The organism is Hyunsoonleella jejuensis (genome assembly GCF_900111025.1).
GTDB lineage: Bacteria > Bacteroidota > Bacteroidia > Flavobacteriales > Flavobacteriaceae > Jejuia > Jejuia jejuensis.
Genome location: NZ_FOFN01000001.1, coordinates 213627 through 232110, shown reverse-complemented (window position 1 = coordinate 232110; position 18484 = coordinate 213627). Strand labels below are relative to the sequence as shown.

Sequence of the window (18484 nt, the reverse complement as noted above, 5' to 3'; positions counted from 1 at the left end):
CCGAAGAGCCTTTCTTTCTGACAACCTCAGAATCGAAAGGCTTTTTGTTTATGCCTCTATCATTAATTAATTTCTAAGTAAGTCATTTGTTTTACGTATTTTTATCATATTAAATTAGTACCGATATGGTGTATTATATAGCTGCATTAGTATTGTTTGTGTTGGTTGGTTACACTATCCACATATTAGCCTACAACAGGTTTAAAAAATTAAAAGGTAGAACACCAAACAAAAAAGAACTTTGGAGTATCTACCATTGGGAAGGTGTTCTTGGGTTAAGCGCTTTAATTGTTCTTGTCCTTGTATATGTTCTAAAAGCCTCGAATGTTTTAAACTTTTAAATGTTTTAAAAACCCTATTAATCAATCGGGTTAAGTCACACTAAAAAAAATGAACGAAAACCTAGACCCTACAAACGAAAATTTTTCACCTGAGGAACTAGATGTAGAGAAAAAGTTAAGACCCTTAGATTTTGATGATTTCACAGGTCAGGATCAGGTGTTGGAAAATCTTCAAGTTTTTGTAAAGGCAGCCAATTTAAGAGGTGAAGCTTTAGATCATACCCTATTTCATGGTCCTCCAGGATTGGGAAAAACAACACTGGCACATATTCTGGCTAATGAATTGGACGTTGGTATAAAAGTAACGTCAGGTCCAGTACTGGATAAACCAGGTGACTTAGCGGGTTTGCTAACCAATTTAGATGAGCGCGATGTATTATTTATTGATGAAATTCATCGGTTAAGCCCTATTGTTGAGGAGTATCTCTACTCAGCAATGGAAGATTACAAAATTGATATTATGATTGAAACAGGGCCAAATGCCCGTACCGTTCAAATAAATTTAAGTCCGTTTACTTTGGTTGGAGCAACTACGCGTTCAGGATTGTTAACCTCACCGATGCGCGCACGTTTCGGTATTCAAAGTAGATTACAATACTACCAAACCGATTTATTAACTACGATAGTACAACGAAGTGCCATGATTTTAGATGTGCCCATTTCTATGGAAGCTGCAGTAGAAATTGCAGGACGAAGTAGAGGTACACCTAGAATTGCTAACGCATTGTTACGACGTGTTAGAGATTTTGCTCAAATAAAAGGCAACGGAAGCATCGATATAAAAATAGCAAAATTCGCTCTAGAGGCATTAAATGTAGATGCACATGGTTTAGATGAAATGGATAATAAAATTCTATCCACAATTATCGATAAATTTAAAGGAGGCCCTGTAGGAATCACCACGATTGCCACCGCGGTGAGTGAAAGTCCTGAAACTATCGAAGAAGTTTACGAGCCTTTTTTAATCCAACAAGGATTTATTATGCGAACACCTCGTGGTAGAGAAGTTACAGAGCAAGCATACAAGCATTTAGGGAAAATAAAAGGTAATATTCAAGGAGGTCTATTCTAAAATTTCTTGTCATGCTGAACTTGATTCAGCATCTAAATGATGATTGAAACTAAAATAAAATACACAAAACTCATTAAAACCGAAGCAAAACGCCTCGGTTTTTTGTCTTGTGGTATCAGTAAAGCAGAATTTTTAGAAGAAGAAGCACCACGATTAGAACAATGGTTAAACCAAAATATGCATGGAGGTATGCGCTATATGGAAAACCATTTTGATAAACGCTTAGACCCAACAAAACTGGTAGAAGATTCAAAAAGCGTAGTATCGCTATTGCTTAATTATTTCCCTTCAGAAGTTCAAAATTCTGAGAGTTATAAAATTTCTAAATATGCCTATGGAACCGATTATCATTTTGTGATAAAAGACAAATTAAAATCACTTTTACATTTCATTCAAGAGGAAATAGGTGAGGTAAATGGACGTGCTTTTGTAGATTCAGCACCAGTTTTAGATAAAGCTTGGGCAGCAAAATCAGGCTTGGGTTGGATTGGCAAACACAGTAATTTACTCACTCAACAGGTAGGGTCGTTCTATTTTATTGCAGAACTAATAATCGATTTAGAATTAGAATATGATACACCAGTAACCGACCATTGTGGTACCTGTACCGCTTGTATCGACGCTTGTCCTACGGAAGCTATAACTGAACCCTATGTGGTTGATGGCAGCAAATGCATTTCATACTTTACCATAGAATTAAAAGAAAATATTCCATCAGAATTTAAGGGGGAATTTGATGATTGGATGTTTGGTTGTGATGTGTGTCAAGATGTTTGCCCTTGGAATCGTTTTTCAAAAGCGCATAATGAACCGCTGTTCAATCCGCATCCAGAATTGCTTTCCATGAGTAAAAAAGATTGGCAAGAGATTACAGAAGAGACGTTTAGAAAAGTATTTAAAAAATCTGCGGTGAAACGTACTAAATATTCTGGCTTAAAGCGAAATATTGAATTTCTTCAATAAAAAAGATTCTAAGAAAATAGTTCTTAGAATCTTTTAAAAAAATGATTATTAGGTCTTTATAATTTTTTACCTTAATTTTTCTTGTTGAATTTATAACTTATGCCTGCCATAATCATAGAGGTGTCCATTTTATAAGATACAGAGGAACCAGGTATTGCACCTAAAGTATTACCAGGTGAAGCCATCATAGGAGATAAAATATTACCTTGGGTACTGCCATCACTACTGCCGTAATGATATACGGCATCTAGCATCCAATTGCTATTTATTTCATAGCTAAAACCAAATTGGTAAGCATGTTTAATTATTGCTGTAGCGGGTACGTTAAAAAAGGCTACTTCTTCTGGAATAGGATTAGAGCTATACGTGTATCCAATTCGCAACGGTAATTTATTTATAGCCTTACATTGTAAACCTGCTGATAGAATAGAAATATCTTCCCAACCAAATCCAGCTACTGATGCTGTTTGGGTCCATCCAGTTTTCGAAAACCCATCGGTGTTTTCATAATTAACTCTTCTAAAATCGAACGCTAAGTCAAAAACGCCTTCGGAATAACCAATACCGAGAGAAAAAATTGAAGGATAATCCATTTGGAAATTATTGGTTGCTGTTGAATTGTCTAAGTAGGTGTTTTCGAATTCAAATTCGCTAAATTTTTGCATGGTTTTGTAGGATGCACCTAATTTCAATCCAATGCCTGTTTCATAAAATAAACCAAATTGAGCCCCTATTCCAGTGGCCGATGCTTTGTCTGATGTAGGGTAACCAGAGGGATTAGGGTTAGCGGTAGGGTTAGGTTCTAATTCTAAAGTGGCATAATTAAAATTGGGTTGAATACCAATGGATAATTTGTCGGTTATTTGAAATGCATATGCTAAACCAACTTGCAATAGAATATAATCAGACTCGATACGTCCAAAACCATTAAAAGATTGCGGCCAATTGATAGGGTTGGAAGCATTAGGATTCCAATCAGGATTTGGGTTTCCAGAAACATCAAGTGGAAGATTGGTTTCTTGTGGAAATGTTACCCCAAAACCACTTATACCAAAGGCAGAAGCCCCAAAAGTGTGTTTGCTGCCCTTTTTCTTCCAAACCATAGCCAATGCAGGCATGGGAGAAAGACCTCTGTCATCTGCTGTTGTTCCAGTAACTTCTGGCGATCCAGGAGCCCCAGGACCAAGATCTCCAGGTTGCCATAACATGTTTGGAGGTAAGGTAGAGCTTAATTCTGGAGAGGAAAAGAATAAGCCAACATCAAGCTTTATAATATTGCCATCAAATGTTGAAATGGCTGCAGGATTCCATTGTAAAGTTCCTGAAATATCTAGAGGTTGCGCCGTAGAAGCACCGCCCATAGACATATTAACCGCTCCAACACCTTGCATAATATGGCCCGCTTGGGCAAAAAAAGCAAAAGAGATTAGAGCAAAGCCTAGGTTTAGAATTAGTTTTTTCATAATTGAGATATTTAAATCATTTCAAATAAAACACCATGAAATTTTGATATTTTATTTGGAATGTTAGTTAAGAAATGAATAGTTTATCAAAGCTAGGTTTTAAGTTGATTCTCAACTATGATATTTATCACGTTTTAAGGTTATTTTTTTAAAAAAAACCTACTTAAATAGGTGTAGTGTAACCTTTGTTACACAAGGAGTTATGATGATTTTTGTCATATTTTTTTCAGGATAATAGGGTTAGTTTTACACAAAATTAAAATTATAAAAGTTCTCGCTTTATAATTGATTTTAAACCCAAGAAAATGAAAAATTTAGTAATTCTAGGAGCAGGTACAGCAGGAACCATGATGGCGAATCATTTGGTAAATAAATTGCCAAAAAAGGAATGGAAAATTTCTATAATAGACCAGTATAAAACCCATTATTATCAACCAGGTTTTTTGTTTTTACCTTTTGACACCTATACAGAAGACCAAGTAAAAAAGGAAGGCAAGAAATTTATACCCAAGGGCGTACACTATATTCAGAAGAAAATTGAACAGATTTTTCCAGAATCTAATAAAGTAGAATTAGAGGACGAAACTTTAGATTACGACATCCTAATCGTAGCAACGGGGTCTAAAATTGCACCAGATGAAACAGATGGGTTATTAGGGCCGTTATGGAGAAAAGATATTTTTGATTTTTATACCTATGAAGGTGCTCTAGCACTGCGAGATAAGTTAAGAGGTTGGCAAGGCGGAAAATTAGTAGTGCATATCACAGAGATGCCGATAAAATGTCCTGTGGCGCCATTAGAGTTTGCGTTTTTGGCCGATTCTTATTTTAAGAAAAAGGGCATGCGAGATAAGGTTGAAATCACTTATGTAACCCCTTTGGATGGTGCTTTCACAAAACCAACCTGTACTAAAGCATTAAATTACTTATTGGAGGAAAAACAGATTAAGATAGAGACCGATTTTGCAATAATGGAAGTTGATAATGAAAAGAAAGCTATTGTAGATTATGTAGACAGGGAAATTCCTTTTGATTTATTAGTAACCGTGCCTACAAATATGGGTGATGAAGTTATTGAACGCTCTGGTTTGGGTGATGATTTAAATTTTATTCCAACGCACAAACATACGTTACAGTCTAAGGAACATGAAAACATTTTCGTTATTGGTGATGCTACCAATGTGCCAGCGTCTAAGGCAGGATCGGTAGCGCACTTCCAAGCGGAAACGCTTACGGATAATATTATGTTATACACAAAAGGTTATAAATTAAAGCAGGAGTTTGATGGTCATGCCAATTGCTTTATTGAAACAGGCGACAATAAAGCGTTGCTAATCGACTTTAACTATGAGCAAGAACCTGTACATGGTACATTTCCGTTTGCAAAAATAGGGCCTCTTAAACTATTAAAAGAAAGCGTGTTTAACCATTGGGGCAAACTAGCCTTCAGGTGGGTTTATTGGAATATGTTATTGAAGGGCATACAAATTCCATTTGTTGGACGAAATATGAGCTTTAAAGGTAAAATATTTGATATAAAAGCAGAACAAAAAGAATTAACTACATAAAATTTTAAAATCATGAAAAAACTAATAGCAAATAAAGAAATTGAAGTTAATGAGCAAGGATATATGCTAGACTTCACACAATGGGATAAAGAGGTAGGCAAAAGTTTGGCCGAGGAACTGGATATTTCTATGACAGACCAGCATTGGGAAGTTATTGATTACATCCATGATAAGTATAAAAAAGACGAACCTTTGTCTATTAGAGGCATTAAAAAAAGTGGTGTTATTAACGTTAAGGAATTTTATAGCCTATTTCCAGGTGGGCCATTAAAAAAGGCATCACTCATAGCTGGAATTCCTAAGCCTAAGAGCTGTATTTAATAAAATATTAAAACGTAAAACTATGAGTACAAAAGTTAAAAAAATGCTTTTCATTTTATCAAAAGCAACAATAGAGAATGCTTACGCAGCCTTTGTAATGGCAAATGGCGCAAGAATGGAAGGTATTGAGTCTGAAATATTTTTCACATTCTTCGGTCTAGAAGCCATTCAGAAGAAAAAACTAGAACATTTACATGTGGCTACCGTAGGTAACCCTGGTATGCATATTCCAACAATGTTAGGTGGATTACCTGGTGTTGAAGCTTTAGCTACAAAAATGATGAAAAAGGAAATGGAAAAACTAGATATGCCACCTATTGGCGAATTTTTAGAAATCCTTTCCGACTCAGGATGTAAGCTGTGGGCGTGCAAACTAGCAGTAGATATGTTTCATTTAAAAGAAGAGGACTTTATTGATGAGTTAGATGGTATTTTAACGATTGGTGATTTTTACTCAAGGGCAGACCAAGAGGGTTGTCAGCTTCTATTTATATAAAATCTAAAATTAATTACTTAGCAAAACTATTATTTAATGATTAAAAACATGTCTTATTAAATTAGGGCATGTTTTTTTGTTATTAGACCTAATGTCTAAACTTAATTCTCTTTAACCTTTAATTTAAAATATATCTATAACCGTTTAATGAATTATCCCCAAAATTCAAAAAAACGAGTTGTAGAACGATAGGTTTGTTATCTTTGTTGGTTTACTTAATTAATCTTTTTTTATGAGCGAAGAAAGCAAGCGCAGAGAGGCCCTTATTTATCATGCAAAACCCACTCCAGGAAAAATAAAAGTTGTTCCAACTAAAAAATATGCAAGCCAAAGAGACTTGTCTTTGGCATATTCTCCAGGAGTTGCTGAGCCTTGTTTAGAAATTGAAAAAGATAAAAACAACGCTTACCGTTACACAGCAAAAGGCAATTTGGTAGCCGTAATTTCTAACGGAACTGCAGTTTTAGGTTTAGGGAATATTGGTCCTGAAGCTTCAAAACCTGTAATGGAGGGAAAGGGATTGCTTTTCAAGATTTTTGCAGATATTGATGTGTTTGATATAGAAGTGGATACAGAAGATGTTGATGCATTTATTGAAACGGTAAAAAATATAGCCCCAACGTTTGGCGGTATAAATCTTGAGGATATTAAAGCCCCTGAAGCGTTTGAAATAGAAAGACGTCTTAAAGAGGAGCTGGATATTCCAGTAATGCACGACGATCAGCACGGTACAGCAATAATTTCTGCTGCTGCTTTAATAAATGCGCTAGAACTTGCTAAAAAGAATATTGAAGACGTTAAAATTGTAATAAGTGGTGCTGGTGCAGCTGCCATCTCTTGCTCACGTTTATACCAATCTTGTGGTGCTAAGCGCGAAAATATGGTAATGCTAGATAGTAAAGGTGTAATTCGTGATGATAGAGATAACCTTACCTCACAAAAAGCAGAATTCGCTACTCATAGAAAAATAGACACACTAGAAGAAGCTATGATTGATGCTGATGTATTTATCGGCCTTTCTATGGCAGACATCGTTACTCCTGAAATGCTGAAAACCATGGCGAAAGACCCCATAGTTTTTGCTATGGCAAATCCAAATCCCGAGATAAAATATCAATTGGCCGTAGATACGCGTGATGATATTATTATGGCAACAGGACGTAGCGACCATCCAAATCAGGTAAATAACGTATTAGGTTTTCCATTTATTTTTAGAGGTGCATTAGATGTTCGTGCTTCAAAAATTAATGAAGAAATGAAAATAGCTGCAGTAAAAGCTTTGGCAGCTTTAGCAAAAGAACCGGTTCCAGAACAGGTAAATGTGGCTTACGAACAAACACGTTTGGCGTTTGGTAGAAAATATATTATACCAAAACCTTTTGATCCAAGATTAATCGCTGAAATCCCACCAGCTGTAGCAAAAGCAGCTATGGAAAGTGGTGTTGCAAAAGAATCTATTACGGATTGGGAAAAATATAAAAACTCATTACGCGAACGTTTAGGTTCTGATAATAAATTGGTGAGATTACTTTTAAGTCGCGCAAAGTTAAACCCAAAGCGTGTAGTATATGCCGAGGCAGATCAATTAGCAGTATTAAAAGCAGCCCAAATTGCCCATGAAGAAGGGATTGCAATTCCTATTTTATTAGGAAGAAAGGAGACTATAGAGACCTTGATGAAGGAAATTGATTTTGAAGCTGATATCTCAATTATAGATCCAAAAACGGAAGAGGAAAATGAGCGTAAAAATCGTTATGCTAAAGTATATTGGGAGCAAAGAAAGAGGCGAGGTGTAACTTATTATGCGGCTCAACGCTTGATGCGAGAGCGCAATTATTTTGCAGCTATGATGGTGAATGAGGGTGATGCCGATGCGTTGATTTCTGGATATTCCAGAAATTACCCTTCAGTAGTGAAACCGATGTTAGAGTTAATTGGTATGGCAAAAGGCGCAACGAGAATTGCAACTACTAATGTTATGATGACCAAAAGAGGGCCTATGTTTTTGAGTGATACTTCAATTAATATTGATCCTTCAGCAAAAGACTTAGCGAAAATTGCTGTAATGACTTCAAAGGTGATAAAAACTTTTGGTTTTGAGCCAGTAATAGCCATGACATCATATTCCAACTTTGGTTCTTCTGATAATGAAAGAGCTTCAAAAGTAAGAGAAGCTGTGTCCATGTTGCACCGTCATTATCCAGAATTGGTGGTGGACGGCGAGTTACAAACCGATTTTGCACTAAACGATCAAATGTTGAGAGATCAATTCCCGTTTTCAAAATTAGTAGGCCGTAAGGTGAATAGCTTGATATTTCCAAATCTAGATGCGGCAAATATCACCTATAAACTACTAAAAGAGCTTAACGAAGCAGATTCCATTGGCCCTATAATGATGGGAATGAAAAAGCCTGTTCATATTTTGCAATTAGACGCCAGTGTAGATGAAATCGTAAACATGACGGCTGTTGCAGTTATAGATGCACAAAACAAAGAAATGTGGGAATTGGAAAAAGATATTTCTTAATCTTTGAAACGTAAATAATTTCATTACATTTGGCAGGATAAGAGGGGTTTAAATGATTACACACATTCAAGGTAAGTTAATAGAAAAAAATCCTACCGATGTTGTAATAGACTGCAACGGCGTTGGATATATACTAAATATTTCATTACACACGTTTTCTCAAATTCCTGATAAGGAACACTTAAAGTTATACACGCACCTTCAAGTTAAAGAAGATTCTCATACCCTCTTTGGGTTTTCCTCTTTAGCAGAACGCGAAATTTTTAGGTTATTACTTTCAGTAAGTGGCATTGGCGCCAGTACAGCGAGAACAATGCTGTCTTCATTAACGCCAAAACAAGTGAGGGAAGGAATTGCTTCTGGAGATGTAGCGCTAATTCAATCTATAAAAGGTATTGGCGCTAAAACAGCACAACGTGTAATTATTGATTTAAAGGATAAAATTTTAAAGATTTACGATATTGATGAAGTTTCAGTTTCTAAAGACAATACCAATAAGAATGAAGCGTTATCTGCTTTAGAAGTTCTTGGTTTTGTAAAAAAGCAAGCAGAACGTGTTGTGGACAAAATTATGGTATCACAACCTGATGCAACTGTTGAAACCATTATAAAACAAGCCTTAAAAAATTTATAATAGATTTTGAACATAACTAACCATAGCTGTCATAAATCCATTAAAACCTATGTTGCCCTAATTACGCTCCTGCTGGTATCTGTTGTGGTTTGGGGGCAGCAGCCTGCTCAAGATACTACAAAAACAGGCTTTAGTTTAGGCAAGATTAAATTTCCAAAACCTAATGGTATAGAGTCTAAATACACTTACGACCCCATTACCGATAGATATATCTATACAGAAAAGATTGGCGAATTTAATATCAATTACCCCATAATATTAACACCGAAAGAGTTTAAAGACCTTGTTGCAAAAGAAAACCTAAGAAATTATTACAAGGAAAAGATTGATGCTTTTGACGGTAAAAAGAAAGGGGCTGAGGACGAACAGAAAAATTTATTACCAGAGTTTTACGTAAACTCAGGATTTTTTGAGACTATTTTTGGCGGTAATACCATTGAAGTAGTACCACAAGGTTCTGTAGAAATGGATTTGGGGGTGTTATTCTCAAAGCAGGACAATCCATCGTTTTCCCCTAGAAACCGTAGTAATTTTACTTTTGATTTCGATCAACGTATCAGTTTGAGTCTACTTGGAAAAGTTGGTACAAGACTTCAGGTTAACGCGAATTATGATACACAATCTACATTTGATTTTCAGAACATTATAAAATTGGATTATACACCAACGGAAGATGATATTATTCAAAAAATAGAAGTTGGTAACGTAAACATGCCATTAAATAGCTCATTAATAACTGGGGCGCAGAGTTTATTTGGTGTAAAAGCCCAATTGCAGTTTGGAAGAACTACAGTTACTGGTGTGTTTTCTGAACAGCAATCACAGGGAAATACAGTTGTGGCTCAAGGAGGAGGAACTTTAGAAGAATTTGATTTCTTCATTCGAGATTATGATGAAAACAGGCACTTCTTTTTAGCGCAATATTTTAGGGATACTTATGATGAAGCTTTAAGAAACTATCCGTTTATAAATAATAGAGGGCTCCAGATTACTCGGTTGGAAGTATATATAACCAACAGAAGTAATAGGATAGATAATGTAAGAAACGTTGTAGCCTTACAGGATTTGGGAGAGAGTGATAATATATATTCACCATTCGTATCGGTTTCGGCGCCTCCGGGGGCGTTCCCTGATAACGGCAATAATAATTTAGACCCAACCGCTATTGGTAATGGTTCAGTGTTAACTGAGGCAATTCGTGATATTGCAACGGCACAAAATGGATTTGGTGCTATTCAAAATAATGTGAGTGAAGGTTCAGATTACGGGAAAATCGAGAACGCTAGGAAACTACAAAACGGACAAGAATATACTTTTAATAAAGACTTAGGTTATATCTCGTTAAACCAGCGTTTAACCGCCGATGAGGTGTTGGCTGTGGCATATCAATTTACGGTAGGGGGGCAAGTGTATCAAGTTGGTGAATTTGCAAACGATGGTGTTAACCCAAATGATGTGAATAGCAATAACCAAGGACAAGTCACACAAGTTACTAATAGTGCCTTAGTGCTTAAAATGTTGAAGAGCAGTATTACCAATGTACAACAACCCATTTGGGATTTAATGATGAAGAATATTTATGACACTGGTGCATTTAACCTGAGTCAAGAAGATTTCACATTAAATATATTTTACAACGAGGCATCCCCTTTAAATTTTATAACTCCCGTTGATGGCACCACGTTTCCACCATTTGATAATCATACACCAACAATCCCTGGAGATGATAAAGAGATACAAGAAACAACATTAATTCGCCTGTTCAATTGGGATAAATTAAACTTTAATAATGACCCACAGGGTAATGGAGATGGCTTCTTTGATTTTGTTCCGGGTATAACTGTACAGCCTCAAAACGGAAAAATTATTTTTACTAAAGTAGAGCCTTTTGGACGTTATTTATTCGATGTTTTAGATGATGATGGCAATCCGAATAATAATGATTTTGATTACGAGCAAGACACATTTACAAATCCAAACCAAGAGAAATATGTTTACGATATTCTCTATAAAAGCACCAAAATAGCCGCGTTAGAAGAGGCTGATAAAAACAAATTCAAATTAAAAGGGCGTTACAGTTCTAGTGGTGGAGGCGATGGCATACCTATTGGGGCGTTTAATGTGCCGCGTGGCTCCGTAAGGGTAACTGCTGGTGGACGTGTTTTGATTGAGGGCGTGGATTATACCGTAAATTACCAACTAGGGCGTGTACAAATATTAGATGAAGCACTTAAGGCATCTAATACGCCAATTCAGGTATCCACAGAAAATAACGCAGTATTTGGGCAACAAACAAGACGTTTTACAGGTTTAAATGTAGAGCATAAATTCAATGACAATTTTGTTATTGGTGGAACGCTTTTAAATTTAAATGAACGCCCAATAACACAAAAGGCGAATTTTGGTTCAGAACCTATCAATAATACGATTTTTGGTTTTAATGGTAATTTTTCATCTGAAGTGCCTTTCTTAACACGAATGGTAAACAAACTACCTAATATTGATACCGATGTGCCATCAAACATTTCATTACGAGGGGAATTTGCATATTTAGCACCTGGAGCACCTAAAGGAACGAATTTAAACGGAGAAGCGACATCATATATTGATGATTTTGAAGGTACACAAAATGCCATTGATTTAAAAGCGCAACAATCGTGGTTTTTATCCAGTAGACCAATTGATGTAGATGGTGACGGGGTGGAAGACCAGTTAGACCAATCAGGAATTCAAAACGGATATGGTAGAGCAAACCTAAACTGGTACACCATAGACCCTATTTTTTATAGTGCAAGACGACCAGATGGTGTATCCGATCAGGATTTATCGAGTTTATACACCAGTAGGGTTTTTATCAATGAGTTGTTTCCAGAGCAGGATTTAGTACAGGGTCAAAATTCTATTTTATTTACGCTAGATTTGGCATATTATCCAAATGAAAGAGGACCGTATAACTTTCAACCAGGAAGTGAAAATGGGATGTTAAATAATCCACAGGATTCATGGGCAGGTATCACCCGTCAATTAACATCTACAGATTTAGAACAAGCCAATGTTGAGTATATTGAGTTTTGGTTGCAAGATCCATTTCAAGAAAATCCAGCAAACCCTGGAGGTAAGTTAGTATTCAACTTAGGAAATATTTCTGAAGACGTTATCAAAGACGGTAGAAAGCTTTACGAAAACGGCTTACCACAAGATGGAGATATAAGTTTGCTACCACAAACCGATTGGGGTTCAGTAGTACCGTTAAATCAGTCTTTAGTGTACGCGTTTGATACTACAGGGCAAGATCGTGTAAATCAAGATGTTGGATATGATGGTTATAGCGATCAAAATGAAGTGAATTTTATTAGAAATAATAATGCCATTTCTGATGATTTTGCCAATTTGCCTGACCCATCCAATGATAACTATAGGTTTTTCTTAGATGCAGAAGGAGGCATATTCGAGCGCTATAAACAGTTTAATGGCGTGGAAGGTAATACACCAGATGTATTTACAGATACACAACGGGCTAACAATCCTCAACCTGATGTGGAAGACATCAATAGGGACAATACCATGAACACTATTGATAGTTATTTTGAATATGAGTTAGACATCACCCCAGCAACATTAAACATTAATAACGAGTTTATCGTAGACACGAAAAATGTAGAAGCTCAAAGTGAAGATAACAGAAGGCTACTTGAGAACGGGGATGTAGTGTATCCAAAATGGTACTTATTTAGAATACCTGTAACAAAAAGCACGAGAGCCATAGGTGGAATTACCGATTTTCGATCAGTGCGCTTTGTAAGGACTTATTTAAAAGATTTTAACCAAAATACTGTATTTCGGTTTGGGTCTTTAGATTTAGTACGAAGCGATTGGAGACGCTACAATCAAACATTGCAAGCGAATAATGATGATCCTACCGATGATGGCACCGATTTCTCAGTAGGTATTGTAGGTACCATTGATAACGAGGGGTCTTATGTGAGTCCTCCGGGGATTGAGCCAGAGCAACTTTTCAATAATAATACTGTTGTACGACAAAACGAACAGGCCTTGGTGGTAAATGTTTGTGATTTGGAATCGGAAGATTCAAGGGCTGTATTCAAGAATATTAATATAGATATGCGCCAGTATAAGCGTTTAAGGATGTTTTTGCATGCGCAAGATGATGAGTATGGATTTACCGATACAAATGCCGAACGTTTAGTTGGTTTTATGAGAATTGGTAACGATTTAAATGATAATTATTATCAGATTGAAGTGCCATTGGTAAAATCGCCAAATGGGTCTTTACGAAGAGAAGATGTATGGCCGCTCGAAAACGAAATTAACCTTTCAATTGATGTTCTTGGAAAAATTAAAGCCGAGGGTATTGCCGATGGTACTTTACTGAACGGAGAACCTGTATATTACGATGTAATTGGTGATGAGGTTATACCAGTTACCAATCCTTTAACGGGCTATGTTACGGGTCAGCAACGTGTAGCGATAAAAGGAAATCCAAGTTTTGGAGATGTAAGAACACTAATGCTTGGTGTAAAGAATGCAACAAATAGCGATGCTTGCGCCAAGGTTTGGTTTAATGAGCTACGTTTATCAGATTTAGATAATGAGGGCGGTTGGGCAGCAGTGGTAAGTATGGATACCAATATTGCAGATTTTGCAAATATAAGTGCCACAGGAAGACAAAGCACATCAGGCTTTGGAGGGTTAGAACAAGGCCCGAGCGAACGTGCTTTAGAAGATGTTCAGCAATACGATGTGGTAACTAATGTAAATGTGGGACAGCTATTACCGAAGAAATGGGGTGTGCAAGTGCCGTTTAATTATGCACAAAGCGAAGAACTGGTAACACCTAAATTCGACCAGTTTTACAAGGATTTAAAATTGCAGGACCGTATTGATGCAGCAGATTCAGAGGCTGAACGTCAGCAAGTAAAAGAGCAATCTGAGGATTATACAAGACGACAAAGTATTAATTTTATAGGTGTTCGAAAAAACAGGACTACGGATAAAACACCGCGATTTTATGATGTTGAAAATCTAACATTTAATTATTCATACAATAAAGTAGAACATCGCGATTTCGAAATTGAAAATTCGGTAAACAAAACAGTGAGAGCAGGGGCAAATTATGCCTTTAACTTTAACCCTGTAACGGTAGAGCCTTTTAAGAAAAATGATTCTTTGTTTACTGGAAAATATTGGAAGTTTTTAAAAGACTTTAATGTGAATTTATTGCCAACTAGTTTCGCAGTAAATACAGATATTAACAGACAGTTTAACCGTCAAAAATTTAGGGAAATAGACTTAACTGGAAATAATATTGGTATTGAAGAACTATTCCGCAGAAATTATACATTTGATTTTCAATATACCATCAACTATAATATTTCTAAGGCGTTGCAGTTAAACTTTACAGCAGCCAACAATAACATTGTTCGAAATTACTTTTTAGGCGACGATTTAATTGCTGGTGAGCAAGACCAACGCTTAGACGTTTGGGATGGATTTCTAGATATTGGCGACCCTAATAGACAAACACAAAGTTTGGGGCTAACCTATCAATTACCGCTCAATAAAATACCAACATTTAGTTTTATAGATGCAACGTATCAGTATAATGGTGATTTTCAATGGCAAAAGGGTTCTGATTTATACGGACAGGAGTTTGGGCAGGATATTCATACCGTACAAAACTCCAATACTCACAATATAAACACCAGTTTAGATATGAGGCGTTTGTATAAGTATATTGGTTTAGAAAAGAAACCAACGCGAACCGTAAGAACACGAACTAGAAGTGCAGGTGGCCCTCCGGGAGGACAACCCGAAGATGATAAAAAGTCTAAAAGTAGCACTAAGGCTGGCACAAAACTGTTAAACGCCGGTATTGATATTATAACCAGTGTTAAACGTGTGCAAATCAACTATTCAGAAAACAACGGTACATTTTTACCTGGTTATACAAGAACACCTGGTTTTGTGGGAACTTTAAAGCCTTCATTTGGTTTTACGTTTGGTTCTCAGGCCGATATAAGGCAAGAAGCGGCACGACGAGGATGGTTAACTGTTTTTCAGGAGTTTAATCAGCAATTTGCGCAAACGCATAGTGAACAATTGGATATTTCGGCAAGTTTAGAACCTGTGAGAGATTTAAAAATTGATATTTCAGGGAACAAGACTTACTTTGAAAACTTTACCGAAAATTATCGTATTGATGTTAACGATAATAATAGATATATAGGTTTAACTCCAAACACGTTTGGAAACTTTAATATTTCAACGGTGCTCATAAAAACTGCATTTAGCAAAAGTGATGAATCGGGTTCTGATGCGTTTAATGATTTTAGAGCAAATAGGCTTGCTGTTGCAAGACGCGTCGCCGCTGCAAGGGGCGCCGATGTTAATGACGTTGATGCTGAAGGTTTCCCAAGAGGTTTTGGAAAAAACAGTCAAGCGGTGTTGTTACCAGCATTTTTAGCTGCCTATAGCGGTCAAGATCCAAATAATGTAAAACTTGGGGCATTCAGAAATGTGCCAATACCTAACTGGGACATTAAATACACAGGTTTTATGAAATTTGCGTGGTTTAAAAAGAATTTCAGGCGTTTTTCGGTAACCCATGGCTACCGTTCTAGTTATAATATTAATCAGTTTCAAACAAATTTGAATTATGAGGATATTGACTATGGTTTAGGGTATGATGCACCTGAAAATAATGACACAAAAGATCAGTCTGGAAATTATAAAAACGAGCGTTTATTCAGCAACGTAAACTTAACAGAAATGTTTAGTCCGCTAGTTAGAATTGATATGGAGATGAAAAACTCTATGAAAATTTTGGCAGAGATTAGAAAAGACAGACTGTTATCATTGAGTTTTGACAATAATCTGTTAACCGAAGTTATTGGAAACGAATATGCTCTAGGTTTGGGGTATCGTATCAAGGACGTACGTATAAAATCTAAATTGGCAGGTGCTAAAAAACGAGTTGTGAGCGACTTGAATATGAAAGCTGATATTTCAGTTAGGGATAACAAAACGATAGTTAGATATTTAGACTTAGAAAATAATCAAGTAACCTCAGGACAAACCATTTGGGGACTTAAATATTCTGCAGATTATGCGTTTAGTAGAAACTTAACCGCAATTTTTTACTTTGATTATGCCTTCGCTGAATATGCCATTTCTACGGCATTTCCGCAAACTACAATCCGTTCAGGGTTTACGTTGAGGTATAATTTTGGTAATTAACCTTTGTCATTCAGAGGGAGGCACGACCGAAGAATCTAGACAACGCTTTATTTTTTAAAATGTTAATGATACAAATATCTATTTGAAATGTAATTTTGAATAGATACATTTGTCACATCAATATTTAAATTTTTATAATGAATATTCCATCAGAATTAAAATACACTAAAGACCACGAGTGGATAAAAATTGAGGGTGATGTTGCCATTGTGGGAATAACCGATTTTGCACAAAGTGAACTAGGAGACATTGTTTATGTTGAAGTAGAAACACTAGACGAAACTTTAGAAGCCGACGAGATTTTTGGAACTGTTGAGGCTGTAAAAACCGTATCAGATTTGTTTTTGCCATTATCAGGTGAAATCGTAGCATTTAACGAAGAGCTAGAAGATGCTCCAGAAAGTGTGAATTCTGATCCTTATGGCGATGGCTGGATGATTAAAGTTAAATATTCTGATGCCGCCCAAATAGAGGAGTTATTATCAGCTGAAGCTTATAAAGAATTAATTGGTGCTTAAAAAAGCTGCGCCGCTTCTTGCAATAACCTATTCAATAGCATTGGCTACGGTAAGCTTAATGAATTTAAGTGGAATGCCAAAAGTTGAATTGAATTATGGCGATAAGATTTTTCATTTTATTGCGTATGCCATCCTATGTTTATTGTGGTATTTAGTGTTTTTCTATAGAATGGATCATTCTTACAAAAAGGCTATTTTAAACGCAGTGCTTCTTGCGATAATATTTGGTATAATTCTTGAGGTATTACAAGGAACATTAACCATTCATAGATCGTTAGATGTTTATGATGCCATAGCCAACAGTCTAGGTGCATTATTGATGGGAAGCCTTTTATGGGTGAAAGGAAAAATGCAAGTTAAAAATTAGTAAACACTTGGATTTTTCCTAAATAAGTAGTTATTTTAGCAATCTGGAAAAACGATAAAATTATGGAACCTAAAAAAAAATCCAAAAGCTAATGTAGGCAGAAACAGTTCGCTGTATTTTGCTATCGGTTTAGCGCTTATGCTATTTTTAGCATATTATTCTATTAATTATAAAACCTATGACAAATCTGAAATTGATATAGGACAATTAAATTTAGAAGAAGAATTAGAAGAGGAAATTCCATTAACACAGCAAATAGTAACACCTCCACCACCACCTCCACCACCAGCAGCACCAGAAGTTATTGAGGTTGTTGAAGATGAAGAAGAAGTAGAGGAAACTGTAATTGAGTCTACTGAAGTAGATCAGGAAACTGAAATCGTTGAAGTAGAAGAAATTGAAGTAGAGGAAGTAGAAGAAGATATCGAGGTGCCTTTCGCAGTTATTGAAAATGTTCCGGTTTTTCCAGGATGTGAAAAAGGTAACAACGCAGCGAAAAAGGCTTGTATGTCTGAAAAGATTGCCAAATTTGTAAATAGAAAATTTAATACGGAATTGGCTTCAGATTTAGGTTTATCAGGAAGACAACGTATAAACGTAATCTTTAAGATTGACAAAACCGGAAGTATTACAGGTGTAAGAGCTAGAGCACCACACCCAGGATTAGAAAAAGAAGCAGCACGAGTAATTAACTTATTACCAAAAATGAAGCCTGGTAAGCAACGTGGAAAAGCGGTAACAGTACCATATTCGTTGCCAATTATTTTCCAAGTACAAGACTAAATACAACATCTGCTTAAGCAGAGTGAGGAACATAAAATCCCGTTACATGAATTTGTAACGGGATTTCTTTTTTGGTATGCTTATTGTGATTTTATCATAATATTAACATTAGAACTATGATAATGAAATGAACAAGAATTAAGCACTGTTTTCTTTGCATGCGAAACAGCAATT

The 18484-nt window shown here is 36.0% G+C and carries 13 protein-coding genes; 12 read left to right on the top strand and 1 reads right to left on the bottom strand.

Translation table 11 applies throughout. The features are described from left to right. Positions 1-125 precede the first annotated feature (125 nt). Genes BMY39_RS01045 through queG form a run of 3 tightly spaced genes read left to right on the top strand, consistent with a single transcriptional unit; the run spans position 126 to position 2376 of the window. Entirely contained in the window at positions 126-341 is a 216-nt protein-coding gene (locus BMY39_RS01045) for a hypothetical protein (protein WP_092574304.1), read from the top strand. A gap of 49 nt (positions 342-390) precedes the next feature. Next, entirely contained in the window at positions 391-1413 is a 1023-nt protein-coding gene (ruvB, locus tag BMY39_RS01040; protein ID WP_092574302.1) for a Holliday junction branch migration DNA helicase RuvB, read from the top strand. 39 nt (positions 1414-1452) lie between these two features. Continuing rightward, entirely contained in the window at positions 1453-2376 is a 924-nt protein-coding gene (gene queG, locus BMY39_RS01035) for a tRNA epoxyqueuosine(34) reductase QueG (protein ID WP_092574300.1), read from the top strand. A gap of 71 nt (positions 2377-2447) precedes the next feature. Here queG and BMY39_RS01030 read toward each other — a convergent pair whose 3' ends face one another. Next, complete coding sequence (locus tag BMY39_RS01030; RefSeq protein ID WP_092574299.1) at positions 2448-3839, bottom strand: OmpP1/FadL family transporter; 1392 nt, start codon at positions 3837-3839, stop codon at positions 2448-2450. 305 nt (positions 3840-4144) lie between these two features. On the opposite strand from BMY39_RS01030, the gene sqr reads away from it, so the two are divergent. From sqr to BMY39_RS00985, 9 genes are all read left to right on the top strand, one after another. Next, complete coding sequence (gene sqr, locus BMY39_RS01025; RefSeq protein ID WP_092574297.1) at positions 4145-5407, top strand: type III sulfide quinone reductase, selenoprotein subtype; 1263 nt, start codon at positions 4145-4147, stop codon at positions 5405-5407. Between the two features lie 12 nt (positions 5408-5419). After that, positions 5420-5728: a TusE/DsrC/DsvC family sulfur relay protein gene (locus tag BMY39_RS01020; protein WP_092574294.1), complete on the top strand. Its 309-nt coding sequence runs from the start codon at positions 5420-5422 to the stop codon at positions 5726-5728. Positions 5729-5750: 22 nt separating this feature from the next. Beyond that, a complete protein-coding gene (locus tag BMY39_RS01015) occupies positions 5751-6224 on the top strand; it encodes a DsrE/DsrF/DrsH-like family protein (RefSeq protein WP_092574292.1) in 474 nt (157 codons plus the stop codon). Between the two features lie 232 nt (positions 6225-6456). Then, complete coding sequence (locus tag BMY39_RS01010; protein WP_092574290.1) at positions 6457-8751, top strand: NADP-dependent malic enzyme; 2295 nt, start codon at positions 6457-6459, stop codon at positions 8749-8751. Between the two features lie 52 nt (positions 8752-8803). Next, complete coding sequence (gene ruvA, locus BMY39_RS01005; RefSeq protein ID WP_092574287.1) at positions 8804-9385, top strand: Holliday junction branch migration protein RuvA; 582 nt, start codon at positions 8804-8806, stop codon at positions 9383-9385. A gap of 6 nt (positions 9386-9391) precedes the next feature. Continuing rightward, a complete protein-coding gene (gene sov / locus BMY39_RS01000) occupies positions 9392-16642 on the top strand; it encodes a T9SS outer membrane translocon Sov/SprA (RefSeq protein ID WP_092574285.1) in 7251 nt (2416 codons plus the stop codon). 137 nt (positions 16643-16779) lie between these two features. Beyond that, positions 16780-17160 (top strand): glycine cleavage system protein GcvH, encoded by a 381-nt coding sequence (gene gcvH, locus BMY39_RS00995; RefSeq protein WP_092574283.1) that lies wholly within the window; start codon positions 16780-16782, stop codon positions 17158-17160. After that, entirely contained in the window at positions 17153-17527 is a 375-nt protein-coding gene (locus tag BMY39_RS00990; RefSeq protein ID WP_245738119.1) for a VanZ family protein, read from the top strand. The genes gcvH and BMY39_RS00990 overlap by 8 nt, the downstream gene beginning before the upstream one ends. Before the next feature lie 138 nt (positions 17528-17665). After that, positions 17666-18310, top strand: a complete 645-nt coding sequence (locus BMY39_RS00985) for an energy transducer TonB (RefSeq protein ID WP_245738118.1) — start codon at positions 17666-17668, stop codon at positions 18308-18310. Positions 18311-18484: the final 174 nt, after the last annotated feature.

Bases quoted from the DNA above. Each gene is read 5' to 3' on its own strand.
- BMY39_RS01045 (WP_092574304.1), top strand. From the start codon at position 126: ATGGTGTATTATATAGCTGCATTAGTATTGTTTGTGTTGGTTGGTTAC.
- ruvB (WP_092574302.1), top strand. From the start codon at position 391: ATGAACGAAAACCTAGACCCTACAAACGAAAATTTTTCACCTGAGGAA.
- queG (WP_092574300.1), top strand. From the start codon at position 1,453: ATGATTGAAACTAAAATAAAATACACAAAACTCATTAAAACCGAAGCA.
- BMY39_RS01030 (WP_092574299.1), bottom strand. From the start codon at position 3,839: ATGAAAAAACTAATTCTAAACCTAGGCTTTGCTCTAATCTCTTTTGCT.
- sqr (WP_092574297.1), top strand. From the start codon at position 4,145: ATGAAAAATTTAGTAATTCTAGGAGCAGGTACAGCAGGAACCATGATG.
- BMY39_RS01020 (WP_092574294.1), top strand. From the start codon at position 5,420: ATGAAAAAACTAATAGCAAATAAAGAAATTGAAGTTAATGAGCAAGGA.
- BMY39_RS01015 (WP_092574292.1), top strand. From the start codon at position 5,751: ATGAGTACAAAAGTTAAAAAAATGCTTTTCATTTTATCAAAAGCAACA.
- BMY39_RS01010 (WP_092574290.1), top strand. From the start codon at position 6,457: ATGAGCGAAGAAAGCAAGCGCAGAGAGGCCCTTATTTATCATGCAAAA.
- ruvA (WP_092574287.1), top strand. From the start codon at position 8,804: ATGATTACACACATTCAAGGTAAGTTAATAGAAAAAAATCCTACCGAT.
- gcvH (WP_092574283.1), top strand. From the start codon at position 16,780: ATGAATATTCCATCAGAATTAAAATACACTAAAGACCACGAGTGGATA.
- BMY39_RS00985 (WP_245738118.1), top strand. From the start codon at position 17,666: ATGCTATTTTTAGCATATTATTCTATTAATTATAAAACCTATGACAAA.